Source organism: Myroides fluvii (assembly GCF_009792295.1).
GTDB lineage: Bacteria > Bacteroidota > Bacteroidia > Flavobacteriales > Flavobacteriaceae > Flavobacterium > Flavobacterium fluvii_A.
The window spans coordinates 740,096-765,155 of sequence record NZ_CP039934.1 but is presented as its reverse complement, the minus strand read 5'-3'; the positions used below and the strand labels follow the sequence as shown (position 1 = coordinate 765,155).

The following is a 25,060-nucleotide window of genomic DNA, read 5'->3' as shown; positions in this document are numbered from 1 at the left end:
TTATTAATTCGATACAAATATAGAAAATATTTCATTCAATTATTTGTTTTTGTAAAATATTTTTATATAAAAAAATAATTCGTAATTATCAGTAAATCAGCGTATTATTTTTTATCTTTTTTAGGATTCACTAATTTCATCTCATTTATTAGGTGTTTTGCATCTGCAAACTTGTCAATAATAAATAAAATGTAGCGTGCGTCCACCATAATGTTTCTACAAATTGCAGGATCATAGTAAATATCGCTCATGGTTCCTTCCCAAACGCGGTCAAAGTTTAATCCTATTAAATTTCCGTGTGCATCAATAGCTGGACTTCCAGAGTTTCCTCCTGTTGTGTGGTTGGTCGCAATGAAGTTTACAGGTAGTTTACCATCTTCTGCATACGCACCATAGTCTTTTGCATTGTATAACTCAATAAGTTTAGCAGGAACATCAAACTCATAATCTTCAGGAACGTATTTTTCCATAATTCCGTCTAAGTGAGTAACAGGTTCATAATAGATAGCGTCTTTTGGAGCATAACCATCTACTTTACCATACGTAACGCGTAGGGTACTGTTGGCGTCAGGGAAAATTCTCGCATCTGGATAAAGCTCTAATTGGGCTTTCATATAGGTACGTTGTAAAGCTTTAATCTCTAAGTCTAGCGCTTCGTATTTAGGAAGAATATTTGCTTGATAGTTTTCAATTAAGCTTTTGGCAAATACGTATCCTTTATCAGCTAGTAAAGCCTTTTTTACTTGGTTTGCGTCTCCGTTTAGTAATTCTTTTAATCCTTCATAAGAAGTTAATTTACTTTGACTGTAAATTTCTTCTGTTAAAGCAGAAATGTCAGCTTGCTTTAATTCAGCAGCTAAGTATGCTTCAGGAGCATTGTTCTTATACAAGGTTACAATTGCCTTGAAGACGTCTTTGTCCACGGCCTTATTGTAGTTTTTGTAAAAACGCTCTTGTGATTGCAATAAATTTGCCTTTCTACTTTGAAACTGTGCTTCGTTGTTTGCAGCATTCTCTACCGCAGTAAGTCTCCAAGCAGCTGCTAATAATTCTCCATTTCTCAAGGCAACCTCCATAAAGTAATCTCTGCTTAATGAATAAGGAGCGATTTCTTGGTATAATTTTTCGAATTTAGGTAAGATAGCAGTGTATTCTTTTGCGTTTTTACTCTTCTTCGCGCGTGCAATAAAATCTTGTTCGAATGCTTTTTTAGCCGCTACAGCGTTGCTTTTTTTCAATCCTTGGCTTTCTCCAATCCACTTTTTCCAGTAGTTTGCAGTTCCTGCATATTTAGAAGCATATTGAATTTTAATTGCTTGATCATTGCGCATGTATTCATCCGTTATTTTTAACGCGACGTCTCTTACCCCAATTTTTGCTGGATTCAAATCATTGATGATCTGTTCAATAGCAAAAGAAGGTAAATATTCTTGTGTTTGACCAGGGTAACCGAATACCATAGTGAAGTCATCTTGCGCTACTCCATCTAGTGAAATAGGGAAGAAGTGTTTCGGTGTGTACGGTACGTTGTCTTTGGAATAAGCAGCAGGACGATTGTTCTTATCTGCATAAATGCGGAACAAAGCAAAATCTCCTGTATGACGTGGCCATACCCAGTTGTCCGTATCTGAACCGAATTTACCGATAGAGGAAGGCGGTGCACCAACTAAACGAACATCTTTAAAGGTTTCGGTAACAAATAAGATGTATTGATTTCCTTCGTAAAAAGATTTAATCTTGTTTTCTTGCCACTCTTTTTTAGGGAAAGTAGCAACAGTACGCGAGATATTTGCATTGATTTTTTCTTGCTTTTGGATTTCAGTATCCTTAGCTTTTATTCCATGCATGACAGCGCTTGTCACATCTTCAATGCGCACAATAAAGGTAACTTCCAAATTGTCGTTTGCCAATTCTTCTGCTTGTGATTTCGCCCAGAAACCATTTGCGAGATAATCGTGTTCTACAGAAGAGTGTGATTGAATTTGACCATATCCACAGTGGTGATTTGTCAATAATAATCCTTGAGGAGAAATAACCTCTGATGTACATCCACCGTTAAAGTGTGGAACAGCATCTTTCATGCTTGAGTTGTTTACATCGTAAATATCCTGAATGGACATTTTCATTCCTAGGGTCGTCATTTCCTTTTCATTCATTCCCTCTAGCAAAGAAGGAATCCACATACCTCCTTGTTGTGCATAAACAGGAACAATAAGAAGTGCAACGAGCAGTTTAAATGCGTTTTTAAGTCTTAAGTTCATAAAAGTGTTCGTTATTTTTTTATTTCGGGCAAGATACAACTATTCATGTAAAAGGTACTACGGTTTATGCCTGCATCCCTCATTTTAAGTGTATTTTCAGAAAAATAAACAAGGCGTTAAATGATGGTGTGTCGATTTATGTGATTTTTAGGAAGGAGTACTGAAAAAAGGATAATAAAATTGGTGATTATGTAATTTTCTTCTAAAAGGAAGGATGTGGCGATCTATACTTCTTCTGTTTTGCCTTTTCAGCGAACAAAATAGCAAAGAGTGACAGAGAGGAATAAACAGTAAAGTGAAAAAAAGATAAGGATGTTAAAAAAAAGTGGTTTTACCAAGCCTTTATAAGATATGTAAAGGATGTAGGAACCTCCCTTGTGATTGAGGTGTTTAAAAAAATAAATACTCTTAAGGTATGAGTTTCATTTAACAAATAGTCCTGAAACTATTGTGGCAATCAATATTTTGCCTTATATTGCTCGTTCGGTATTGTTATAATTTTTATATACCTCTAACTTTCTATAAGTTACCTATAGTGTAATTATTAATTCATATTATAAAAGGTAAGTAAACAAAAGCGTTTACTTACCTTTTTTTATTTTTTAGCGAATATTTTACGCTATTTTTATTTTGGTTAATCGAGTTATCAACAAATTAAATGCAAGGGTGTATAGTGAAATGTTGATAACTTTTAAATGATGTAAAAAGTATTTATCTGTTTTAACTAATTGAATACGTGGTTTATAATCTTTTGTGTTGCCGCTTTATTGGCATGGATAAAGGTGGAACTGATTTGATTTAATTCACAGCGAAAAGTATCATTTGTTAATAACTTACTTAAATTGTTGATAAAGTCGTCTTCATTGTTAATAACTATACAACTACCCAATTGAATCAGGTCTTTTGCTTCTTGAAATTTCTTGTAGTTGGGTCCAATCAAGATGGGAATTCCAAAGGTAGCTGCTTCTAAAATATTGTGTATACCAGCTCCAAATCCACCTCCTACATATGCAATTGTTGCATAACTGTACGCTTTGGTCAATAAACTATAGGCATCGATAATGTAGACTTGCGTTTGGGATACGTCTGTCACTCCTGCCTTGTAATTGGAATGGAGTTGTTTGGGCTTTGCAATGGCTTTGTAAAGTTGATTAATCTGTTCGGGTTTGATATTGTGAGGGGCAATCACGAATTTTATTTCTTCATCTTGTGTCTGATTGATGTAGTCAATGATTATCTTTTCATCTTGTGGCCATGAGCTACCCACAACGATTGTTTGTTTGGTTTTACCTTGTGTCAATTCTTCTAAAAACGGCAGGGTATTATCGTTTTCTAGAATTTGACTTACACGATCAAAACGCGTATCCCCGACTACTTCGCTATTATTTAATTGAATAGAGGAAAGAAGATCACGTGATTCTTCATTTTGTACAAAGAAATAAGTAAAGGCTTGTAAGGCATTTCTGTAGAAACCGCCATACCATTTGAAAAAAACTTGATTGGGTCTAAATATTCCTGAAATCAAATAGGTTTCAATTTTTTGTTTCTTTATTTGATGGAGGTAATTGGGCCAATATTCATATTTTACAAAAAACACCTTTTCTGGATGGGCAAGTTTTAAAAAGGTGTTGACATTTTTTTGCGTGTCCATCGGTAAATACAACGTGGCATCTGCTAGGGTATTATTCTTTTTTACTTCATATCCAGAAGGGGAAAAGAAGGTTAATACAATTTTGTGGTCAGGGAATTTATCTTTGAGAGCTTCCATAATCGGTAAGCCTTGTTCATACTCTCCCAAAGAAGCAACATGCACCCAAAATACGCGATCTGTGGGTTGAATGTGTTGCTTTAAAATGGTAAAAGACGCTTTTCGGCCCTGAACAAATAAGGTAATCTTTTTATTGAATAAGGCAATAAGAGGCAAGACTGCAGTAGCGATATGAATAAGTAGATTATATAGAAATAGCATATAGAATTGTTTATCTAGCGAAATTACGTTTCTTTTAGTAAAGAAAAGATTTTTGAAGTAAAGAAATTAGTATTTTTGTGGCTGTAAAACATATCGACAGTCGAGTTATTTAGCTCTAAAATAAGGAGGAGCCAAAGACTTAGAGATACTAAATCCAATGTGATGAAACAAATTCAAATGGTTGACTTAAAAAGTCAATATGAAGGAATTAAAGAAGAAGTAAATCAATCTTTTCAAGAAGTTTTAGAATCTTCTGCATTTATCAACGGACCTCAAGTACATACTTTTCAAGCCAATTTAGAGAAGTATTTAGGGGTAAAGCATGTGATTCCATGTGCTAATGGAACAGATGCACTGCAAATTGCCATGATGGGACTGGGATTACAACCTGGTGATGAAGTAATCACAGCTGATTTTACTTTTGCTGCTACGGTTGAAGTAATTGCTTTGTTGCAATTAACGCCAGTTTTGGTGGATGTTTGCCCAAATAGCATGAATATTGATGTAGAAGCTATTAAAAAAGCAATCACTCCTAAAACAAAAGCCATCGTACCTGTACATTTGTTCGGTAACGTAGCGAATATGGAGGAAATTATGAAAATTGCTAAGGAACATAATTTATATGTGATTGAAGATAACGCGCAAGGTATCGGGGCTAGTTATACATTTTCAAATGGCACTAAAGTCAAAACGGGAGGAATTGCTCATATTGGGGCAACGTCTTTCTTTCCATCTAAAAACTTAGGTTGTTACGGTGATGGTGGTGCTATTTTTACGAATGATGACGAATTAGCACATAGTATTCGCGGGATTGTAAATCACGGAATGTATGAGCGTTACCACCATGATGTAGTTGGGGTTAACTCTCGTTTAGACAGTTTACAAGCAGCGGTATTAAACGCGAAATTACCGCGTTTAGATCAATATAATAAAGCGAGAAGAGATGCTGCTAATCAGTATTCAGCAGCTTTGGCGAATCACCCGAATGTGATCACACCAAAAGTTGAAGGAGATGCTGATAGCCACGTATTCCACCAATATACGTTGCGTATTGTAAATGCAGATCGCAACGGGTTAATGGCTCATTTACAATCAAAAGGTATTCCTTGTGCGATTTATTATCCAATTCCATTGCACAACCAAAAGGCGTATTTGGACCCTCGTTATAAAGAAGAGGATTTTCCTGTGACTAACCAATTGGTAAAAGAAGTGTTGTCCTTGCCGATGCACTCTGAATTAGAAGAAGATCAAATTCAATTTATTACGGATGAGATTAAAGCCTTTTTAGGATAGTCTGTTTCATACATAAAAAAAGCCTCGACATGTCTAGTCGAGGCTTTTTTTTATGCTTTTTGAGTTAATGTATTGATAAGGAGCGAACACAAGGCGCAAGCCGCTAATGAGAGCGCCACAATATACATGGAACCGTCGTTTAAAGTGTTTAATAAAACAGAGGTTAAGAAGGTAAAGGCCAATTGAGAAGCTCCGAATAGAGCAGAGGCAATACCTGATTCTGCTTTAAAAGGTGATAAAGCTAAGGTGGTTGACGTCGGGAAAATCATTCCCAAAGGCAACACAAAAAAGAAAAGAGGAACCAATTGATAATAGATAGAGGTCTCTAGTATAATCAAGCCAAATAAACTAAGTGCAGAAAATAGCTGAATGCTCGTGCCTAGGGTAATTATTTTCTTCGGTTCTAAGCGTTTCCTCAAAAAAGAAGAAGTGAGGAAGGAGCCTATCATTAATCCACAAGAATTGACCATAAACACGATGCTAAAGGCTGTGCTGCTCAATCCGCCAACTTCCATTACAAGTACCGGGGAATTGGAGATGTATAACATCAAACAGCTGAAGGCAATACTTCCAACAAAGGTATAGGTGATAAAGGTTTTATTTTCAAAGAGCTTCCTGTAATTTTGAAGAATGGATTTCACTTCTAATGAAGGTAATCGATTTGAAAAGTCTTCTTTTAGAAAGGTAAAGGTCATGGCGATACTGAATAGAGCAAATACGCCCATAGCAGTAAAAATGTGAGGCCAATCAAAGTATTTAAGCACAGCATTTCCCAAGATAGGAGCGACAATAGGAGCAACTCCTCCAACTAAGGCCAAAATACTGAATATCTTTAAGGTTTTGTCTTTATCGAATCGCTTGTTGACAATCGATCGAGCGATTACAAGTCCACCACTACTTCCGAAAGCCTGTAAAAAACGATAGGCCCACATCATTTTGATATCAGACACATACATACAAGCAAAAGAGGTTAAGATGAAAATGCTCAAGGATAAGATAATGGGTTTTTTAGCTCCATATTTATCGGATATGGGGCCCCAAAATAATTGTCCGACAGCTAAACCACCTAAGAAGGTCGATAAGGAAATTTGAACATAGCTTACTTCTGTTTGTAAGTCAGTAGCTATTTTGGGAAAAGCGGGTAGATACATATCGATGGCGAGTGGTCCTAAAGCGGTTAAACTAGCCAATGTGAAGATTAATACCCACTCTTGAAGTGATAATTTTTCCACGGTTTTAAAGTAAATAGAAAATCCTTGATGTTTTGGGATCAAGGATTTTTGGATATAGAAGTTGTTTGAATTTTAGAAGTTGAAAGTTTCGGCGTCTTTGTCAATTTTTTTGATTAAACCGGTCAAAACTTTTCCAGGACCAACTTCAGTGAATGAAGAGGCTCCATCAGCGATCATCTGTTGTACAGATTGTGTCCATTTTACAGGAGCTGTTAATTGTACAATCAAGTTGTTTTTAATTACTTCGGGATCACTTACTGCGCTTGCAGGTACGTTTTGGTATACAGGACAAGAAGGTTGGTTGAATGTTGTTGCTTCAATAGCAGCAGCTAGTTCTGTTCTTGCAGGTTCCATCATAGGCGAGTGAAAACCTCCACCTACAGGAAGTAGCAAGGCTCTTTTAGCACCAGCTTCTTTTAATTTTTCACATGCTTTTTCTACTGCAGTCGTTTCTCCAGAAATCACTAATTGACCTGGGCAATTGTAGTTAGCTGCTACAACAACACCGTCAATTTCGTTGCATACTTGCTCTACAATAGCGTCTTCTAAACCTAATACAGCTGCCATGGTTGAAGGAGTTATTTCACATGCTTTTTGCATGGCCATTGCTCTTTGGTAAACTAATTTTAAAGCATCTTCAAAAGCGAGTGTACCATTGGCAACTAAAGCTGAAAATTCACCAAGTGAATGTCCGGCAACCATTTCTGGATTGAAGTTTTCAATTGTTTTAGCTAAGATCACAGAGTGTAAAAATACAGCAGGTTGTGTTACTTGTGTTTCTTTTAATTGCTCTGCAGTTCCCTCAAACATAATGTCTGTAATATTGAAACCAAGAATATCGTTTGCTTTGTCGAATAGTTCTTTTGCTATTGCTGAACTTTCATATAAATCTTTACCCATTCCAGTGAATTGAGCACCTTGACCAGGGAAAACGTATGCTTTCATATGTATCGTGTTAAATATAGAATTCAGAGCAAAAATAAGGTATTTTTCTTAGTTAAACGAGTAGGAATAAAAAAAGCCATCTAATCGTAGATGGCTTTTGATATGATTATTGGATCATTCCAATTCTGTTGTCTTTAATTTTAGCTTGATCTTTTAAAGCTTGTAATACTTTAGATGAAGCACTTGAGCGAACTACAGTTTCTGTTTTGTTTTTGTAGTTGTTGTAGTTGTCTAAGTCTGGTGCTAAAGTAATGCGGGTAGGTTTTACCATGTAAACTCCATTTGCTCCGTCAATCAATTTTGAACTTTGGTTTAATGCAGTTCCGAAAGCTGTTCCTACTACTAGAGGCTCATTTCCAATATTTGTAATTAATGGATTTTGTCTTGTAACATCCATAACTAAGGCTACAGAAGCATTCGTTTGTTTAGAAACTTCTTCTACGGTAGCAGCTGTCATTTTTTGTTTAATGATTTGAGCTTTTTTCTCATTCATTAAAATTGGCTCAACAATTTTTCTAGCTTCTTCGATTGGAAGTAAACCTGTATTGTTTGTTGAAGCTAAAGTAGCAACAATATATCCGTCAGGAATATCAAAACGCTTCACATCTCCGTCTTTTGTTTCGTTGTTAAATGCCCAAGAAACAATCTCGCTTCTTGATCCAACTGCTTGTAAGTATTCGTCAAATGGACGAACAGTTACGTTTTGTTGTACTACTGCATTTGCTTTTTCAGCTTCTGCTACTAAGTTTCCTGAAGCGGCTGCTGATTCAATATTTGTTGCTTTAGCGAACACTTCGTCTGCTGTTGCTTCTGAAGGTTCAACTTTTCTAGCTAAAGTAGCAATTTGTACACCTTCTGATTTTCCTAAAACTTGGATTACGTGGAATCCGTAATCTGTTTCAACTACTCCAATTTTACCTGTAGCGTTGTTGAAGATGAAATCCTCGAAAGGTTTTACCATTTGACCTTTAGCTACATCTTCGTATTTACCGCCGTTTGCTTTTGATCCTGGATCTTCTGATTCAGCTTGTGCTAATTCAGCAAAGTTAGCTGATGTCGCTTTTTTCAAGATTTCATCCGCTTTTGCTTTTGCTTCTTCTTTTGTTCTTGTCGCTGCACTTTGTGGAGCACCAGCATAAGAAATTAAGATGTGAGCAGCATTTACTTTTGCTCCAGCTTTCTTACCTACCATACGAGAAATACAGTAGTGGTCATTGAATAAATAAGGACCAAATACTTCTCCAGTTGGCAAGTTGTATAATTGCTCTTGGAACTCTAATGGCAAATCTTTTTTCGCATAATAAACACTGTCAAATTTTACATCTGAGTTTGCGTTTATATAAGCTACTAAGTCTTTAGTTGCTCTAAAACCTGCAATTGTATCGTTCTTTTTTGTTTCTGCGTTATATTGAACCGTTGGTCTTAAGAAAGCCTCAACAGTTTCTTTTACGTCTTCTTTGTCTTTGTTTGAAGGTAAGCTTTCAACAAATGCATACGTCAATTCACGTGTAGGTTCAGATTTGAATCTATTTTCGTGTTTTTTCATATAATCTGTGATTTCTGAGTCACTCACTTTCGCTTGATCATCATTCACTGTGCTATACGGAACAGATACATAGTCAAAAGTTACTTTGCTATTCTCGCCGTGGTATGAATATTTAGCTTCTGTTTGAGTCGTGTATACACCACCTTTTACCAAAGCATTATACATCTGTTGTAAACCGAATTTCTCCAATTCTACCTCATAGTTCAACCAAGCTTGCCATTGTTCTGGTCCTGCTTGTTTCATTGCCATTACCCAAGTATTGAACTTAGCCATGTCGAATTGCCCTAATTGATTTTGGAATTCTGGACTATTAGCAAACATAGGGTTGGTTTTTACTACGTTGATTAATTGGTCCTTTCCGATTTGTAATCCTAATTTTTCGAATTCCGTTTTTAGCAGTATATTATTTACTTCGGTATTCCAAACCATTTGATAGGCTTGATTTCTACTCATTTGATTCCCTTGCTCTGCTTGGGAAACTTTCTGTTGAAAAATCTGCGTATTGATATCTTCACCATTTACGCTTCCAATGTTTCTTGAAGAACCAGCACCGCCGCTTCTAACTACGTCACCAATAACGAATGCTAATAAAGCAATACCAATTACTGCAATTAACAGCGCCGACTTTTGTCTAATTTTTGATAAAACTGCCATGTTTTTTTATTATGTGTAATTTTTTTCAGAGAGCGAAAATACAATTATCTCTTTAATAATAAAAGGGGTAAACCTATTATTTTGAAGAAAGAATGTGTTTCTGGATGATTTTTACTGTTAAAAAACAGAATTTTTTACTTAATGCTTGATTCAGCAACAGTAAAAAGGGGAATAATGGGGGAGGAGGAAAAATTATAAAGCAAAGGTGAAATCAAAAAAGAAGTACCTAGATAAATAAAAAAAACGCAGGGTTTAAAAGAATCCTGCGTTTTTTATCTGTAGTTAATGCTTATTTTTTGTTGTAATGATCGACCATTCTCTTGCTGTATTTTCTGCGGAAAAAGAACATGAAAATTGCTAAACCTGCAACGAGAAAACTTGTCCAATAGTTGGAGAAGGGTTCACCTGCTAGGATTTTAGTTGCTGCATCATAAATAAATAAAATAGCAACAAATAGATATAGAAAAGGTATAATCTGTAATGCTTTCATAAGTTAATTTTCTTTTTTAATACTTTCTGCGTAACTGTTTCTAGCTTTAATTACATTTAACTTTCCATCGAAGTCAACACCTACGCCTTGAGTGAAGTTTTCTTTATCTGTGGAAGCTTTGTATTTGCCGTTGGTATAGAACCAATCCAACCGTTGGTTATAGTACAGCTGGTCGGATTCTAATTTTTTATTATCGTGAGTCGTGATGACTACATTTCCTCTTAAATCAATAAGTTCTGTAGCGGTATATTGAATGGCATAATCTGCTACAACCGTGTTTTTATTGTTATTGTTATCGAAGAAAGTCAAGTGAATTCCATCTGGAAATTCAGTAAACTTATATTTTACAGTAGAGAAATCCAACATTTTGTCACTGATTAAAATCGCTTTTACTCGACCAGAGTCAATGTATTGACCTTGCATCTTTTCTGCTATACCTGCCGGGTAAAAAGGAGCTTTATCGTGTATTTTTTGGATGTCTCTAAATTTACTTTCGCATGCGGTAAGACCAATCAAACTAAGTAAAAAAACGATGTACGGTGTTTTTTTTGGTAACAACATGTGTGAGTTGAATTAGTCAAATTTGCGTTTTAAGAACCAGAAATCATTCAATGATAATCCAATTGAAAGGTTAAAGTAATTTTCTTTAACTAGTCCACTGTTCTTTGTTCCTTTGTTTCCGTATTCAAGTCCGATATTAATATTCGATAAAGTGCGTCCAAATAGTGGAAGACCTGCGCCAAGTGAAAAGGCATAATCGTTAATTGATTCATTCTTTAAAACCAATCCAGTATTTTCATAGCGGAATCCAGCGCGGTAGACTACGCGATCAAAATAGCTGGTGAAAGAATTGTATTTCGGAATGTAGAAACCTCCAATAGCATAGCGTTTAGTGTCTTCAAAACCTGCATATTGAGCGGTATTCCAGCTAGATGCTAATTTGCTATTCTCGATGTAAGTGAATTGACCTGATACAAACCATTTTAAGCTTTTACCAATTCCGGCACCAATTGCTAATTCTTGCGGTTTTGTTAACTTGATACTTTCATTGAAAATTTCCTTTGCATCTACAATAGCGCCATTTGAATTAATCACGCGCAAATTGGTTAGATTATCCGCTGTTAACTTTGTTTCTGGGCTATACGTTAGATTAGCTTGCCAATCGTAGTCTTTGTACTTTCCTTGGTATTGTAAGGCTGCTCTAATTTCGTATCCTTTGTAATCAATCTTTCTCTTTTCATTGGTACTCGATATTAACCCAAATCCATCTCCTGTGTCTAGGATAGAAACTTGGTTTGTGTTATCTGTACTACCAAAAAAGTAACTGGCTTGAAGACCTACTTGAACGTTTTTGGTGATTTCATATCCTGTACCTAAAAATACACGGTTGATACCTCCGCTTCCCTCAAGTTGATTGAATTTTTTCTGATTCAATTCATTGATTTGTTCTCTTTCGATTTTGTAACCAACAGAAGAATAGGGCTGAAGTCCGAAGATAACGGCAGATTTTTTAGAAATCGGCAATCCTACAACGAAATAATCAATCGTTTGACGTTTTATATTGTCATTGCTTTCATTTGATTTGAAGTTGTAGAACTTTGAGGTGGATCCAACAGTGAATGTTGTAGTCTTTAATTGACTAATAGCGGCTGGGTTCAATAAGTTTAGGTGCAAACTATCTGCATAGACACTAGTACCTCCCATAGCTTTATATTCATTTGTACCATTGTAACCTAAATCTCCAATTCCGTAATACGAATAAGGAGAAGCGGTTCCTTGCTGAGCGAAAGCTTGAGCGGATAAAATAAGGCTAAAGCTAAGAATGATTCTTTTTATCATTTTCAATTATGTATTGATATATATTGTTCAGACTTTCAGAAAGAAAGTTTGGATTAGCAAATATTATATTTTTTAATCTTTTAGCCAAAAAAACTGTATCCCCTCCCGTTAAAATTATTGTTAAATCGCGATAATCTTTTTTATAACGGTCTATAATATTGTCTATTTCTGCAACAATTCCGTTGATAACCCCTGATTGAATGGATTGATTTGTGTTTTGTCCAATAAAATAATCAATATCTTCGGTTTGTAAATACGGAAGTTTTGCCGTGTAGTCATTTAATGCTTTATAGCGCAATTGCAGACCTGGCGAAATAGCCCCGCCTAAGTATTCGTTGTTGGCGTTAACAAAGTCATAGGTGATACAAGTTCCGGCATCAATAATCAAGCGAGAAGTGTTCGGATATTTGATGGTTGCTCCTGCGGCTACCGCTAAACGATCAATACCCAAGGTATGTGGTGTTTGGTATTTGTTGATTAAAGGCAAGGGGGTGGTGTGGCTAATTTGGGTAAAATCCGTATGCGTTTGGAGCCAATTGAGCAAGGTAGGATCGAGATGAACCACGCTTGCCAGTACAATTTTGGGCTTTATTTTATTTTTTTTTAAAAAAAATAAAAGTTCTTCTGTAAGATTTTTTGTCGAAAGATATTCGGTTTTTAGCAAGCTATTGTTTTCAAACATAGCGAGTTTCGTTCTGGTGTTTCCGATATCAAGAGTGTAAATCATGTTTCCATTGCTTAGGGTAACAAAGATAAATAAAGAAAAATTGCTAGAGAAGTTTTGGAAGAATAAAAAAGTATTATATATTTGCAACCGCTTAAGAGAACAAAAGTTCACTTACTAAAAGCCAATTGGTGCCTTAGCTCAGTTGGTAGAGCAAAGGACTGAAAATCCTTGTGTCCCTGGTTCGATTCCTGGAGGCACCACAAAATTAGCTTTTAGTTTCTTAGTTTAAAACTGGTGCCTTAGCTCAGTTGGTAGAGCAAAGGACTGAAAATCCTTGTGTCCCTGGTTCGATTCCTGGAGGCACCACAAATTTTAAACGATGAATAAGCAACTGGTGCCTTAGCTCAGTTGGTAGAGCAAAGGACTGAAAATCCTTGTGTCCCTGGTTCGATTCCTGGAGGCACCACACCAGAAAAAAACCGATAACGAAAGTTGTCGGTTTTTTTGTTTCCTGTAAATTGTAAATAAAAAAGCGAAACCGGAGTTTCGCTTTTTTGTTATTTCGTTAAATTTTCGTATTTGTATTCTTCTGCTTTAAGTGCAAATTCTAAATTGGCAATTTCCGTTTGATATTTGTGCAATTTAGTTTTGATTTTCAACTCTTGAACGGGGGCTATTTTTCCTAAAGCCATATCGCGGTTAAAAGTATCATTTTCTTTGTTGTATTTCGTTTTTGTCTTGTTAAGCTTCTCCGTTGTCTTTTGGATCTTCTTTTGCGTTTTAACGATCTCTTTTTGCTTTTTAAGCGCTGCTTTGCGCTCTCGCTCAATTTGCTTTTGTTCTTGTTTGAAAGCCTTTAGCTCTTCTTGTGTCATGATTGGAGCTTCTTCTACAGCGGTCGTTGTTATAGATGGAAGAGGCTCCTCAACAGCTGTTAGTTCACTTTCAATCGAGGTAGTCTGTGTTTCTTTTTGTACTTCTTGCGCCTGCATAGCTGTTGAGCCAAGGATCAACATACCGGCAATTAAAAACGTTTTTTTCATTTTCTTTTTCTCTATTTTGATTCTATTGTTGTTCGTGTTTTTACCATTCATTAATTCTATTGGCATCCAATTTCAAAAAGATGAATAGCAGCAATGTAAAGGCGATTAAACTCGATCCTCCGTAGGAGAAAAAGGGAAGAGGTACTCCAATAGTAGGGAATAAGCCTACTAACATGGTAATATTAAAAGCGAAGTGAATGAATAGAAAACTCACCACACAGTATCCGTAAACTCTATTAAATCGCTTCTTTTGCTTTTCTGCTAGGTATATTAAGCGGAAAAATAAGCAAAGGAATAAAACGATAATCGTGCTAGAACCAACGAATCCCCATTCTTCTCCAACGGTAGTGAAAATATAATCCGTATGTTGCTCTGGTACAAATCCTCCCTTGGTTTGGGTTCCTTGTAAATAACCAGTGCCATACCAGCCTCCTGATCCAATCGCAATTTTGGATTGATTTAAGTTGTATCCTTCTGCCTGAAGATTTACATTTTCACCGAGTAAAACGTTTATTCTGTCTTTTTGGTGGGGTTCGAGTACATTGTCGTACACGTAATCCACAGACAGAACAAAACCGCACATTACGGTGGCTAAAATAAGGTAAATAAAGGGGTTTCTATTGATATTTTTGTTAAAATAGTAATGCAGTAGTGTTAATAGTGCAATAGAAGTGATTATGAGTGAGGGTTTTACTATTAATGCCGCAACAAATAAAGCGATGGTTATAAAAGCGGACCATAGGTACCACGAAGGTAATCCTTCGCGATATAAAACAAAGATGAGGGAAGCAAATAACATGGCACTTCCTGTGTCGTGTTTTAAAATTAACAAGGTTGGAATACCGATAATCAAAAAAACCGTTACCTGTTCTTTCAGGGTCTTTAACGTTCCTTGATTGTCTGAAAAGTACTTGGCTAACAACAAGGCTGTTGTCGTTTTTACAAATTCAGAAGGTTGAATACCTAATCCTCCGATTTGGTACCAGTTGGTTTGTCCTTTTACAGACTTACCAAAGACAAATAAACCGAGAATGGAGAGAATACCCAAGATGTAAAAGATAAGGGCGTATTTCTCATAAAACTTGGTGTCTAAGGCAAGGATGAGAATAATTAAGGGAATGCATGTCAAAATAAAGACGAGCTGTCTACCATAGATCTGGCTAAAATCAAAAATATTGGTTTCTTCACTAGGTAGTGAGGTGGAGTAAATATTTATCCATCCGGCAACTACTAGTAGCAGGTATAATAAAATAGTTATCCAATCAATATGTTTTTGTACGCTCCCGCTTCTCATTGTTTTTTCTGCTTATCTGCTAAATTAAATAGTTGTAAAACCTTGTTGTATTCACTTTCTAAACTTCCTTCGAGCATTCGCTTTTCTAAATCTGGGCGAACAATTTCGGGGAGTAAATATTTTTGAAGCATTAAACTAGTAATAGGAGCTGCCCATCGGGCTCCCCAAACACCATTTTCAATAAAAACGGCAATGACAATTTTAGGATCATCTACAGGTGCAAAGGCAACGAATACAGAGTGATCGGCTAATTGGTAGCGCTTTCCATTGATACGCGTAAAGTTTTCTACTGTTCCCGTCTTTCCCGCCATTTCCAATTGTGGAACGGCCACACTACGCCCTGTACCAATGTGGAATACTTGATTCATTCCTTGGATAATGGGGTCAAAGTGTTTTGGGTCAATTGTAGTTACTTGTTTGGTAACGAACTTTTTGTCAATATTGTGATCTTCAATATCTTTGATGATATGAGGCGTGTAATAATAACCGCGATTGGCTACGGCTGCTGCCATGTTAGCTAACTGCATGGGAGTCATAATGACCTCGCCTTGTCCAATAGAATTAGAAATTGTCGTGGTGCTTTTCCATCCTTTGTTCGGATACCAACGGTCGTAATATTCCGAATTGGGAATGTGACCTTTTCGACCTTCAGGTAAATCATATCCTAGAAATTGACCAAGTCCAAAGCTCTCTAAGTGTTTGCTCCAGCGATCAATTCCTTCTGAAGGGGTTTTGTATTTCTCAATAATCTTTTTATACGTCTGAGCAAAGTAAGTGTTACACGATAGCGCAATCGCATGTCGCAGACTCCAAGTTCCTGTATCGTGGCAACCCATCCAAGCCCCTCGTCCATAGTAAAAACCTCTACTGCATGAAAAGGCAGAGTGTTCTGTAATAACTCCTTCTTGTAAGCCTATTAAACCTGTTAGGATTTTAAAAGGGGATCCTGGTGAATATTCTCCAGATAATACGCGATTGTATAGTGGTTTTGCTAATGAGTCATTGTATAATTTGGTGTAGTTCTTTGAGCGTTCTCTCCCTACTAATAAGGCAGGGTCATAGGATGGCGCATTGATAAGTGCAAGAATTTCACCCGATTTCGGTTCGATGGCAACAATACCCCCTCGTTTATTTTGCATTAAAAGCTCTCCATAGGCTTGTAACTCATAATCAATGGTCAAAGTAATATCACTTCCTTTGATCGAGATGGTGTCGTAAACCCCATCTTTAAAAGAACCGATTTCTCGATTAAAGCGGTCGCGTTGGATGTATTTTACTCCTTTTGTTCCGCGTAAAATATCTTCGTATTGTTGTTCAACTCCTTGAATACCAATTAAATCTCCAGAACGATAGTAAGGGTTGTTTTTGATGTTGTCTTCGTTTACTTGGCGTATATAGCCAAAAACATTAGCCCCAGCATTTACTTGATAATCTCGCAAGGAGCGTTTCTGTACGTAAAAACCATTGAAATGGCGAATCTTCTCTTGGAAGGCTGCATATTCGGCTTTGCTCAATTGGGCTAAAAATACAGAAGGCAGTCGGGGACTATACACCGTTGCTTTTTGTAATTTGGTATTGAATTCATCGAGGGTGACATCGAGTAATTTACACAAAGCAAGTGTGTCGATATCTTTAACCTCTCTTGGTATAACCATAATGTCATACGAAGGTTGATTCGCAACTAGTAATTTTTTATTTCGATCGAATACATAGCCTCGTTCAGGATATTCATAAACGATTTTTAAGGCATTGTTTTCTGATTTTTTGATATAGGTGTCATCCACGACTTGTAAGTAAAACAGTCGAATAAGAATGGTTATAGTTACTGCAACTATGAGGATAGGAAGTAATAACTTTCTCATCGTTTAGATGGTTTGATCAGATAGAGGATTAAGATGCAACTCACTAATGTTGCTACCGTTGTTAGTAAAGTTCGCAATAAGATTTCCAAAATAAAATTAAAACGCAGAAATTCGAGTGCAAATAAAACCACATGGTGAATCACTACCATAATAATTAGATACCCCAGGACTTCCATAGAAGAAAATAAATCCTTGGTTACTTTTTTATAAATATTGAGGTTGTGATATTGATAACTAATACCAAAAGAAAATTTTAATACCAAAGGCCTACTGAACGCCAGTAGGAGTGAGGCGGCAGCATGTACACCACCAGAGTTTTCAAACATGTCTATGGTTAGTCCCAAAAGAAAACTAGAGATGTAAAATAACGCTTTATTGCCATCTGTTGGATAGAGTACGATAAAAAGTATATACGGAAATGGATTAATAAAGGAGAATAAATCCAAGTTGTTAAATACTAATACTTGAATAATTAGCAAAATAACAAAACGCGTAATATTGGATATAGCACTATTCATTGCGTGTAGCTTCTTCTAGTTCGTTAATTTCTTCAATGTCGTTATTTTTAATCACATAGACGTACCCTAAGTTAGTCATGTCATTAAAAAGCTTGACCTCAATGGTAAAGTAATTGGAGCTTTCAGTAGTATACGCTTTTTCAATGGTGCCGATTGGAATATTTTCTGGAAAAATATCCGAAATACCTCCAGTGACAATGGTGTCGCCTTGGAAGAGTTCAGCTAGACGCGGAATGTCATTTAATTGAACATAGCCCGTGCTTTTACCATCCCATTGTAAGGTTCCAAAGTGATTGGATCCTTTAATTTTGGCATTGATTTTAGATTTGGCGTTTAAGATACTCTGTACCGTCGAATATTTGGTGGATGATTTTTGAATAATACCTACAATTCCGTTGCTATTGATTACTCCTAAATCTTTTGTAATACCCTCTCGTTCTCCTCCTTTGATGGTTAAATAGTTTTCCTTGGTGGTAAACTCATTTTTAATCACTTTGGCTACAATAACGTTGTAGATTTCTTCAGAAGTAGTGAGAATTGGTAATTCAATAGGAATAGAATCCGTGATAACAGCACTATTGAAAGCTTGTTTTTTCAAGAGGGCATTTTCCAGAACTAAAGCGTCATTTTCTGTTTTAAGACGCATGTATTCCTTTAAATCATTTACATTTTCATAGACGTAACCTGTCACACCATTTGCCGAACTAATAAACGAACTCTTGTGAAAAGTATGCGTTCGTAGTACTAAGACAAATGATATAACTAAAAGCAGCAAAAACAGTAACTTAGTACTGTTTTTTATAAAAAAATTAATTATCTGCTGCATAGGTTAGTTTATTTTATCAATACACTTTTGTATTTGTCAATATTTTTGATGGCAAGCCCCGTTCCACGTACAACTGCACGTAATGGATCTTCTGCAATATAAACAGGTAAATCTGTTTTTTGAGAGATTCGCTTGTCTAGTCCTCTCAACATAGATCCTCCACCTGCGAGGTAGATTCCCGTATTGTATATATCAGCTGCTAACTCTGGAGGCGTTTGAGATAACGTTTCCATTACAGCATCTTCGATACGTTGTATTGATTTGTCTAATGCTTTTGCTATTTCGCGGTAAGAAACTGTTACCTGTTTTGGTTTTCCCGTTAACAAGTCACGTCCTTGAACTAGCATATCTTCTGGAGCAGTTTCTAAATCTTCTGTTGCAGCTCCTATTTGAATTTTAATCTTTTCTGCTGTACTCTCCCCAACAAATAAGTTGTGTTGTGTACGCATATAGTAAATGATGTCGTTTGTAAATACGTCACCCGCAATTTTTACGGATTTATCACACACAATACCGCCAAGAGCAATAACAGCAATTTCTGTTGTTCCTCCTCCGATATCAACAATCATGTTTCCTTTGGGTTGCATAATGTCTACACCAATACCAATAGCAGCAGACATTGGTTCATGTATTAGATAAACCTCTTTACCATTTACACGCTCACAAGATTCTTTTACAGCACGCATTTCAACCTCCGTAATTCCGGAAGGAATACATACAACCATGCGCAAAGCAGGTGTAAACATTTTTTTTCTTAGAGCAGGAATGCTTTTGATAAAGAGGCTTATCATTTTTTCTGATGCGTCAAAATCAGCAATAACTCCGTCTTTTAAAGGGCGTATCGTTTTGATGTTACCATGCGTTTTTCCTTGCATCAAACTCGCTTCTTTTCCAACGGCTATAATTTTTCCCGTTGTCCTATCTCTAGCAACGATTGATGGATTGTCAACGACAACTTTTCCATCGTGAATGATAAGGGTGTTCGCAGTACCTAAGTCAATTGCGATATCTTCCGTCATGAAATCAAAAAATCCCATAGATATAAAAGGCTTTTAGAGTTAATATTTATGTTGTTCTACAAAATTAGTAAATTAATGTTTAAAATGGCGAATTCCAGTGAAAACCATTGCGATTTTATTTTCATCACAGTACGTAATACTCAAATCGTCTTTAATTGAACCACCGGGTTGGATAACCGCTGTAATTCCAGCCTGGTCAGCAATCGCTACACAGTCAGGGAAAGGAAAGAAAGCATCACTTGCCATTACAGCTCCTTTTAGGTTGAATTCGAATGAATTAGCTTTCTCAATCGCTTGACGCAAAGCATCTACTCTTGATGTTTGTCCTGTTCCTGAAGCGCAAAGTTGCCCGTCTTTCACTAAAACAATTGTATTTGATTTGGTGTGTTTGCAAATTTTAGAAGCAAATAATAAATCTTCTACTTCTTTGTCAGTTGGAGCTACTTTAGTAACGGTTGTTAGATGGTCTTTATTGTCAGTTACATGATCTTTATCTTGTACTAAGATACCATTTAAACAAGTGCGTACGTGTTTTTTAGGCAACTCAATTTCATTTAATACTAAGATAATTCTGTTTTTCTTTTCTTTTAAAATCTCAATTGCTGCAGTTTCGTATGCAGGAGCAATAACAACTTCGCAGAATAATTGGTTGATTTCTTGTGCTGTAGCAACATCAATCAAACCATTAGCGATTAAAACACCACCAAATGCAGAAGTAGGATCTCCAGCTAAGGCATCTACATACGCTTCTTTCATCGTGTTTCTTTGCGCTAGACCACAAGCATTATTGTGTTTTAAAATTGCAAAAGTCGGTTGTTCTCCTTTGAATTCATTCATTAAGTTTACCGCAGCATCAACGTCTAATAGGTTGTTGTACGACAATTCCTTTCCGTGTAATTTCTCAAATAATTGATCGAAATCTCCAAAGAAATGCCCTTTTTGGTGAGGGTTTTCTCCGTAACGCAATTCAATTCCCTCAGCATGGCTGATTTTCAACGTGTCATCCGCTTCATTGAAATAGTTGAAAATTGCCCCATCGTAATGAGAAGAAACATGAAACGCTTTAGTCGCTAGTAAACGTCTTTGTGCTAATGTTGTTGAGCACTTGTTCTCAAGCAACATTTGTAAGAATAAATCGTATTCATTTACTGAAGGTACGATAACTGTATCTTTGAAGTTTTTAGCCCCCGCGCGGATTAATGAAATTCCACCGATATCGATCTTTTCAATGATATCTGCTTCACCAGCGCCAGAAGCAACCGTTTTTTCAAATGGATATAAATCTACAATGACTACGTCGATTTGAGGAATTTCGAATTCTTGCATTTGTTGAATATCTCCCTCGTGATCTTGTCTATTTAAGATTCCACCAAAAATTTTCGGGTGTAAAGTTTTTACTCTACCTCCTAAAATAGAAGGATATGACGTAATATCTTCAACAGGAACAACTGGAATGCCTAAATCTTTAATGAAAGTTTCTGTACCTCCTGTAGAATAAATAGTTACCTCGTTTTTGTGTAGTTCTCGTACAATAGGTTCTAATCCATCTTTGCTAAAAACAGAAATTAAGGCCGATTGAATCTTTTTAGTTGTGTTCATTGTGTGTTATTATTTAAACGGCAAAAATAACTAATGTCTAGGTATTTATAAAGTTAATAGAGAAGTTTTTATTTTAATTTTAAGAGACGTAAATTGTCTTGTTTTTTCAGAAGAAAGTAGAAGGGAAGTGTAACTTTTAAGCGCTTATTCTACTAATAGAGAAAAGGAGAACATATTGCTATGGTACTATATTTTAGGTTATTACTCAGTAGTTTTCAATTTGCTATCAATGCATTGAGAACAAATAAACTAAGAACCTTGCTTTCGCTCTTAGGAGTGACCGTTGGGATTTTTTCTATCATCGCTGTTTTAGCAGCTGTTGATTCAATGGATCGTACCATCAAATCCGAGTTAAGTGGGTTTGATCGCAATATGATTTATGTTTTTAATCACTCCTTTGGGCCTTCGGAAATTCCGCGTTGGAAGATCGATCAGTTTCCCAATGTTACTTATGAAGAATATGATTATCTAAAGCGAAATTTAAGGGATGTTGAATATGCGTCCTTTAATATTTTTGTGCGCAATGAAAATATGAAAGCGGATCGGTATTACGCTAACGATGTTATTGTGCGCCCCTGTAGTTCTGATATGCAATACCTGGATAACGTAAAGATGGCGAGTGGTCGTTTTTTTAATGAATCTGAAGCTGTAAATGGAAGTGCGGTTGTGGTGATTGGAAATGAAATTGCCAATACACTTTTTCCTGGCCAAGATCCATTGGGAAAAGAGGTGCGTTTGTATGGCCGAAAATTTGTGGTTATTGGAGTTTTAGATAAACAAGGAGCCATTTCAATCGGTGGGGGACATGATGAAACTGCTTATATTCCCATTAATTTATTTCGACAAATGTTTGGGGATAACATTAAGGCGTATACACCCGTTATTGTATTAAAACCTTATGAACAAGCAGATATTAAGCTTTTTGAAGATGAAATTACGGCAAAATTACGTTCGTTTAGAGGGCTCAAAGTAGGGGAGGATATCAACTTCTTTGTTAATGTATTTGGCGGAATGATGGAGTTTTTAGACAATATTATCGCGCAAATGAATGTGGTGGGTTGGATTATTAGTATGTTTTCTTTGTTGGTTGGTGGATTTGGAATCGCTAACATCATGTTTGTTTCGGTTAAAGAACGCACCCATTTAATTGGCATTCAAAAGGCAATAGGTGCCAAGAGGCGTATTATTTTATTGCAGTTTTTATTTGAGTCAATTATCTTAGCGCTAATCGGTGGAATGGTGGGAATTATTCTGGTTTGGACGATTGCTAAAGGAGTAAGTATATGGCTTGATTTTGCGTTTGTACTTAGCCTCATTAACATTGCTGTTGGATTGGGCTTGTCTATTGTAATTGGTTTGATTTCGGGCTATTTACCTGCTCGATCTGCTGCAAAGTTAGATCCAGTAGAGGCAATTCGATCGGGAATGTAAGATGGTTTACAGTTGACAGTTTACGGTTTACAGTTAACCGATAACCTTTAGATTGGTTTTTTCGTTTTTTCGCCAGTTGCTTTTTCGCCAGATTTTCGATTAAAGAAAATATGTTTAGGAGGATTAGATGGTTTACAGTTGACAGTTTACGGTTTACAGTTAACCGATAGCCTTTAGATTGGCTTTTTCGTTTTTTCGCCAGTTGCTTTTTCGCCAGATTATCGATTAAAGAAAATATGTTTAGGAGGATTAGATGGTTTAACCGATTAACCTTTCAACCCATAACCGATAACCCATAACCGATAACTGATAATTGATGACTTTTTCGTTTTTTCGCCAGTTGCTTTTTCGCCAGATTTTCGATTAAAGAAAATATGTTTAGGAGGATTAGATGGTTTAACCGATTAACCTTTCAACCCATAACCGATAACCCATAACCGATAACTGATAATTGATGACTTTTTCGTTTTTTCGCCAGTTGCTTTTTCGCCAGATTATCGATTAAAGAATATATATCCTTAAATCAGAAAATTAACCGATAACGGTTAACCGATAACAAAAAAGTCTTCCATTTTGGAAGACTTTTTTGTTATCTAATTGGACGATTTGAAATTAAATCTAGGTATAGATTCACGTTTTTCTTTAATTCCTTACGGTGAGTAATAAAATCTAAGAATCCGTGTTCCAATAAGAATTCAGAGGTTTGAAATCCTTCTGGTAAATCTTTTCCTGTGGTATCTTTTACAATTCGTGGTCCAGCAAATCCGATTAAGGCACCTGGTTCTGCGATATTGATATCTCCTAACATAGCGAAAGAAGCAGAAATACCTCCTGTTGTTGGATCTGTACAAAGTGAAATATAAGGAATCTTAGCGTCACTCAGTTGTGTCAACTTAGCAGAAGTTTTTGCCATTTGCATTAATGAAAAACCAGCTTCCATCATACGTGCTCCTCCTGATTTAGAAATCATTAAAAAAGGAATATTGTGCTTTAAAGAATAATCAATTCCCCTTGCGATTTTTTCACCTACAACAGATCCCATTGATCCACCGATAAAGGCAAAGTCCATAGCAGCAACAACAAGTTTTTCTCCTTTTGAATTTCCAACAGCTACACGAACAGCATCATTCAATTGCGTTTTTGAAGTAGCTTCTTTTAAGCGATCTACGTATTTTTTTGTATCCTCAAATTTCAACATATCTTTTGAAGATAAACTCTTTGCTATTTCTTTGTAATCGCCATTATCAAAAAGAATTTCAAAATACTCCTTACTGCCAATTCGAACGTGGTAACCGTCTTCTGGACTCACCCATAGGTTTTTTTCTAGCTCTTCAGAATCTATAATTTTACCTGTTGGTGATTTGTACCATAAACCTTTTGGTATATCCTTTTTGTCCTCAGTTGGTGTTTGAATTCCTTTTTCTTTTCTTTTAAACCAAGCCATAAATGTCTGTTTTGTTTATACTATGTTAATAGGTTTGGAGCAGAAATTACAATGTATTTACATTGTTTAAGTCTTTAAATGCCTCTTCTAAACGAGTATTAAAAGTGATTTCTCCCTGTCTAACCCATGCACGAGGATCGTAGTACTTTTTGTTTGGTACATCTGCTCCTTCAGGGTTTCCTATTTGTGTTTTTAAATATTCGATTTTTGAAGTCATATAGTCTCTAATTCCTTCAGTATATGCAAATTGCATATCCGTATCGATGTTCATTTTGATGACACCATAAGAAATAGCTTCTCTAATTTCTTCTAACGATGAACCAGAACCTCCATGGAATACAAAATCAACAGGATTGTGTCCTAAATTGAATTTCTTCGCCACAAAATCTTGTGAGTTTTTCAAGATGATTGGTGTAAGTTTTACGTTTCCAGGTTTGTAAACTCCATGTACGTTTCCAAAAGCAGCTGCGATGGTAAAACGAGAACTTACTTTGCTCAACTCTTCATAAGCGTAGGCAACTTCATCTGGTTGTGTATATAGTTTTGAAGAATCAACATCTGAGTTATCCACTCCGTCTTCTTCTCCTCCTGTAATACCTAATTCAATTTCTAATGTCATACCCATCTTGTCCATTCTTTCAAGGTATTTCTTAGAAATTTCAATATTTTCTTGGATAGGTTCTTCTGATAAATCTATCATATGTGAACTAAATAACGGTTTTCCGTATTTAGACATATGTTCCTCACTCGCATCTAGTAACCCATCAATCCAAGGTAATAAGTTTTTTGCACAGTGATCCGTATGTAAAATAACAGGCACACCATACGCTTCAGCTAAAGCATGTACGTGTTTTGCCCCTGCAATAGCTCCTGCAATAGCAGATTTTTGATTCTCATTTGATAAACCTTTTCCTGCCATAAAAGAGGCACCACCATTCGAAAATTGAATAATCACAGGTGCATTTAGTTTTGCCGCTGTTTCCAATACACCGTTAATTGTACTAGAACTAGTCACGTTAACAGCTGGTAAAGCAAAACCTTTCTCTTTTGCATAATTGAATATTTCTTGCACTTGATCACCAAATGCTACTCCAGGTTTAATATTGTGTGCCATAGTCGTGTGTTTAA

Annotated in this window: 20 protein-coding genes and 3 tRNA genes; 5 read left to right on the top strand and 18 right to left on the bottom strand. The window is 36.1% G+C overall.

Going from position 1 to position 25,060, the window contains the following annotated elements:
• Positions 1–104: 104 nt before the first annotated feature.
• Positions 105–2,261: a S46 family peptidase gene (locus tag FBR08_RS03630; protein WP_158961459.1), complete on the bottom strand. Its 2,157-nt coding sequence runs from the start codon at positions 2,259–2,261 to the stop codon at positions 105–107.
• 724 nt (positions 2,262–2,985) lie between these two features.
• Positions 2,986–4,230 carry a 3-deoxy-D-manno-octulosonic acid transferase gene (locus FBR08_RS03625; protein ID WP_158961458.1) on the bottom strand — a complete coding sequence of 415 codons (1,245 nt, stop codon included), beginning with the start codon at positions 4,228–4,230 and terminating at the stop codon, positions 2,986–2,988.
• Between the two features lie 162 nt (positions 4,231–4,392).
• On the opposite strand from FBR08_RS03625, the gene FBR08_RS03620 reads away from it, so the two are divergent.
• On the top strand, positions 4,393–5,523 hold the full coding sequence (locus FBR08_RS03620; RefSeq protein WP_158961457.1) for a DegT/DnrJ/EryC1/StrS family aminotransferase: 1,131 nt from the start codon (positions 4,393–4,395) through the stop codon (positions 5,521–5,523).
• 50 nt (positions 5,524–5,573) lie between these two features.
• Here FBR08_RS03620 and FBR08_RS03615 read toward each other — a convergent pair whose 3' ends face one another.
• The 7 genes from FBR08_RS03615 to FBR08_RS03585 form a co-directional block, all read right to left on the bottom strand.
• On the bottom strand, positions 5,574–6,755 hold the full coding sequence (locus FBR08_RS03615) for a multidrug effflux MFS transporter (protein ID WP_158961456.1): 1,182 nt from the start codon (positions 6,753–6,755) through the stop codon (positions 5,574–5,576).
• Positions 6,756–6,827: 72 nt separating this feature from the next.
• The gene (fabD, locus tag FBR08_RS03610) at positions 6,828–7,700 is read right to left on the bottom strand and encodes an ACP S-malonyltransferase (protein WP_158961455.1); all 873 of its coding nucleotides are present in this window, start codon (positions 7,698–7,700) and stop codon (positions 6,828–6,830) included.
• A gap of 106 nt (positions 7,701–7,806) precedes the next feature.
• On the bottom strand, positions 7,807–9,900 hold the full coding sequence (locus FBR08_RS03605; protein WP_158961454.1) for a peptidylprolyl isomerase: 2,094 nt from the start codon (positions 9,898–9,900) through the stop codon (positions 7,807–7,809).
• 289 nt (positions 9,901–10,189) lie between these two features.
• Positions 10,190–10,390 carry a hypothetical protein gene (locus FBR08_RS03600; RefSeq protein ID WP_158961453.1) on the bottom strand — a complete coding sequence of 67 codons (201 nt, stop codon included), beginning with the start codon at positions 10,388–10,390 and terminating at the stop codon, positions 10,190–10,192.
• 3 nt (positions 10,391–10,393) lie between these two features.
• A complete protein-coding gene (gene lptC, locus FBR08_RS03595; RefSeq protein ID WP_158961452.1) occupies positions 10,394–10,951 on the bottom strand; it encodes an LPS export ABC transporter periplasmic protein LptC in 558 nt (185 codons plus the stop codon).
• 12 nt (positions 10,952–10,963) lie between these two features.
• A complete protein-coding gene (locus FBR08_RS03590; RefSeq protein ID WP_158961451.1) occupies positions 10,964–12,229 on the bottom strand; it encodes a hypothetical protein in 1,266 nt (421 codons plus the stop codon).
• Positions 12,207–12,956, bottom strand: coding sequence for a type III pantothenate kinase (locus FBR08_RS03585; protein WP_158961450.1), 750 nt, complete (start codon positions 12,954–12,956; stop codon positions 12,207–12,209). Before FBR08_RS03585 ends, FBR08_RS03590 begins: the two co-directional genes overlap by 23 nt.
• Before the next feature lie 127 nt (positions 12,957–13,083).
• Here FBR08_RS03585 and FBR08_RS03580 point away from each other — a divergent pair.
• The 3 genes from FBR08_RS03580 to FBR08_RS03570 all read left to right on the top strand — a co-directional run bounded on the left by FBR08_RS03580 (position 13,084) and on the right by FBR08_RS03570 (position 13,362).
• A tRNA-Phe gene (locus FBR08_RS03580) sits at positions 13,084–13,156 on the top strand.
• 33 nt (positions 13,157–13,189) lie between these two features.
• Positions 13,190–13,262, top strand: a tRNA-Phe gene (locus FBR08_RS03575).
• 27 nt (positions 13,263–13,289) lie between these two features.
• Positions 13,290–13,362 (top strand) — tRNA-Phe (locus FBR08_RS03570).
• Between the two features lie 91 nt (positions 13,363–13,453).
• Here the strand turns inward: FBR08_RS03570 and FBR08_RS03565 are convergent.
• Genes FBR08_RS03565 through purH form a run of 7 tightly spaced genes read right to left on the bottom strand, consistent with a single transcriptional unit; the run spans position 13,454 to position 21,057 of the window.
• Positions 13,454–13,939 (bottom strand): hypothetical protein, encoded by a 486-nt coding sequence (locus tag FBR08_RS03565; RefSeq protein WP_158961449.1) that lies wholly within the window; start codon positions 13,937–13,939, stop codon positions 13,454–13,456.
• Between the two features lie 40 nt (positions 13,940–13,979).
• Entirely contained in the window at positions 13,980–15,233 is a 1,254-nt protein-coding gene (gene rodA / locus FBR08_RS03560; protein ID WP_158961448.1) for a rod shape-determining protein RodA, read from the bottom strand.
• Entirely contained in the window at positions 15,230–17,095 is a 1,866-nt protein-coding gene (mrdA, locus tag FBR08_RS03555) for a penicillin-binding protein 2 (protein WP_158961447.1), read from the bottom strand. The genes rodA and mrdA overlap by 4 nt, the downstream gene beginning before the upstream one ends.
• Positions 17,092–17,613 (bottom strand): rod shape-determining protein MreD, encoded by a 522-nt coding sequence (locus tag FBR08_RS03550; protein WP_158961446.1) that lies wholly within the window; start codon positions 17,611–17,613, stop codon positions 17,092–17,094. The genes mrdA and FBR08_RS03550 overlap by 4 nt, the downstream gene beginning before the upstream one ends.
• A complete protein-coding gene (gene mreC, locus FBR08_RS03545; protein ID WP_158961445.1) occupies positions 17,606–18,439 on the bottom strand; it encodes a rod shape-determining protein MreC in 834 nt (277 codons plus the stop codon). The genes FBR08_RS03550 and mreC overlap by 8 nt, the downstream gene beginning before the upstream one ends.
• 8 nt (positions 18,440–18,447) lie before the next feature.
• The gene (locus FBR08_RS03540) at positions 18,448–19,476 is read right to left on the bottom strand and encodes a rod shape-determining protein (RefSeq protein ID WP_158961444.1); all 1,029 of its coding nucleotides are present in this window, start codon (positions 19,474–19,476) and stop codon (positions 18,448–18,450) included.
• A gap of 54 nt (positions 19,477–19,530) precedes the next feature.
• On the bottom strand, positions 19,531–21,057 hold the full coding sequence (gene purH / locus FBR08_RS03535; protein ID WP_158961443.1) for a bifunctional phosphoribosylaminoimidazolecarboxamide formyltransferase/IMP cyclohydrolase: 1,527 nt from the start codon (positions 21,055–21,057) through the stop codon (positions 19,531–19,533).
• A 180-nt stretch (positions 21,058–21,237) separates the two neighbouring features.
• Between purH and FBR08_RS03530 the strand changes: the two genes are divergently transcribed.
• Positions 21,238–22,488 (top strand): ABC transporter permease, encoded by a 1,251-nt coding sequence (locus tag FBR08_RS03530; RefSeq protein ID WP_158961442.1) that lies wholly within the window; start codon positions 21,238–21,240, stop codon positions 22,486–22,488.
• A gap of 589 nt (positions 22,489–23,077) precedes the next feature.
• On the opposite strand, the gene accD is transcribed toward FBR08_RS03530, so the two are convergent.
• On the bottom strand, positions 23,078–23,932 hold the full coding sequence (gene accD / locus FBR08_RS03525; protein WP_158961441.1) for an acetyl-CoA carboxylase, carboxyltransferase subunit beta: 855 nt from the start codon (positions 23,930–23,932) through the stop codon (positions 23,078–23,080).
• A gap of 46 nt (positions 23,933–23,978) precedes the next feature.
• On the bottom strand, positions 23,979–25,046 hold the full coding sequence (gene fbaA, locus FBR08_RS03520; RefSeq protein ID WP_158961440.1) for a class II fructose-bisphosphate aldolase: 1,068 nt from the start codon (positions 25,044–25,046) through the stop codon (positions 23,979–23,981).
• Positions 25,047–25,060 lie beyond the last annotated feature (14 nt).

Excerpts from the sequence above, each read along its gene's own strand:
- mreC (WP_158961445.1), bottom strand. The coding sequence starts at position 18,439 with ATGCAGCAGATAATTAATTTTTTTATAAAAAACAGTACTAAGTTACTG.
- mrdA (WP_158961447.1), bottom strand. The coding sequence starts at position 17,095 with ATGAGAAAGTTATTACTTCCTATCCTCATAGTTGCAGTAACTATAACC.
- fbaA (WP_158961440.1), bottom strand. The coding sequence starts at position 25,046 with ATGGCACACAATATTAAACCTGGAGTAGCATTTGGTGATCAAGTGCAA.
- FBR08_RS03585 (WP_158961450.1), bottom strand. The coding sequence starts at position 12,956 with ATGATTTACACTCTTGATATCGGAAACACCAGAACGAAACTCGCTATG.
- rodA (WP_158961448.1), bottom strand. The coding sequence starts at position 15,233 with ATGAGAAGCGGGAGCGTACAAAAACATATTGATTGGATAACTATTTTA.
- fabD (WP_158961455.1), bottom strand. The coding sequence starts at position 7,700 with ATGAAAGCATACGTTTTCCCTGGTCAAGGTGCTCAATTCACTGGAATG.
- lptC (WP_158961452.1), bottom strand. The coding sequence starts at position 10,951 with ATGTTGTTACCAAAAAAAACACCGTACATCGTTTTTTTACTTAGTTTG.
- FBR08_RS03620 (WP_158961457.1), top strand. The coding sequence starts at position 4,393 with ATGAAACAAATTCAAATGGTTGACTTAAAAAGTCAATATGAAGGAATT.
- FBR08_RS03550 (WP_158961446.1), bottom strand. The coding sequence starts at position 17,613 with ATGAATAGTGCTATATCCAATATTACGCGTTTTGTTATTTTGCTAATT.
- FBR08_RS03630 (WP_158961459.1), bottom strand. The coding sequence starts at position 2,261 with ATGAACTTAAGACTTAAAAACGCATTTAAACTGCTCGTTGCACTTCTT.
- FBR08_RS03600 (WP_158961453.1), bottom strand. The coding sequence starts at position 10,390 with ATGAAAGCATTACAGATTATACCTTTTCTATATCTATTTGTTGCTATT.
- FBR08_RS03625 (WP_158961458.1), bottom strand. The coding sequence starts at position 4,230 with ATGCTATTTCTATATAATCTACTTATTCATATCGCTACTGCAGTCTTG.
- FBR08_RS03590 (WP_158961451.1), bottom strand. The coding sequence starts at position 12,229 with ATGATAAAAAGAATCATTCTTAGCTTTAGCCTTATTTTATCCGCTCAA.
- accD (WP_158961441.1), bottom strand. The coding sequence starts at position 23,932 with ATGGCTTGGTTTAAAAGAAAAGAAAAAGGAATTCAAACACCAACTGAG.
- FBR08_RS03565 (WP_158961449.1), bottom strand. The coding sequence starts at position 13,939 with ATGAAAAAAACGTTTTTAATTGCCGGTATGTTGATCCTTGGCTCAACA.
- FBR08_RS03540 (WP_158961444.1), bottom strand. The coding sequence starts at position 19,476 with ATGGGATTTTTTGATTTCATGACGGAAGATATCGCAATTGACTTAGGT.
- FBR08_RS03530 (WP_158961442.1), top strand. The coding sequence starts at position 21,238 with ATGGTACTATATTTTAGGTTATTACTCAGTAGTTTTCAATTTGCTATC.
- purH (WP_158961443.1), bottom strand. The coding sequence starts at position 21,057 with ATGAACACAACTAAAAAGATTCAATCGGCCTTAATTTCTGTTTTTAGC.
- FBR08_RS03605 (WP_158961454.1), bottom strand. The coding sequence starts at position 9,900 with ATGGCAGTTTTATCAAAAATTAGACAAAAGTCGGCGCTGTTAATTGCA.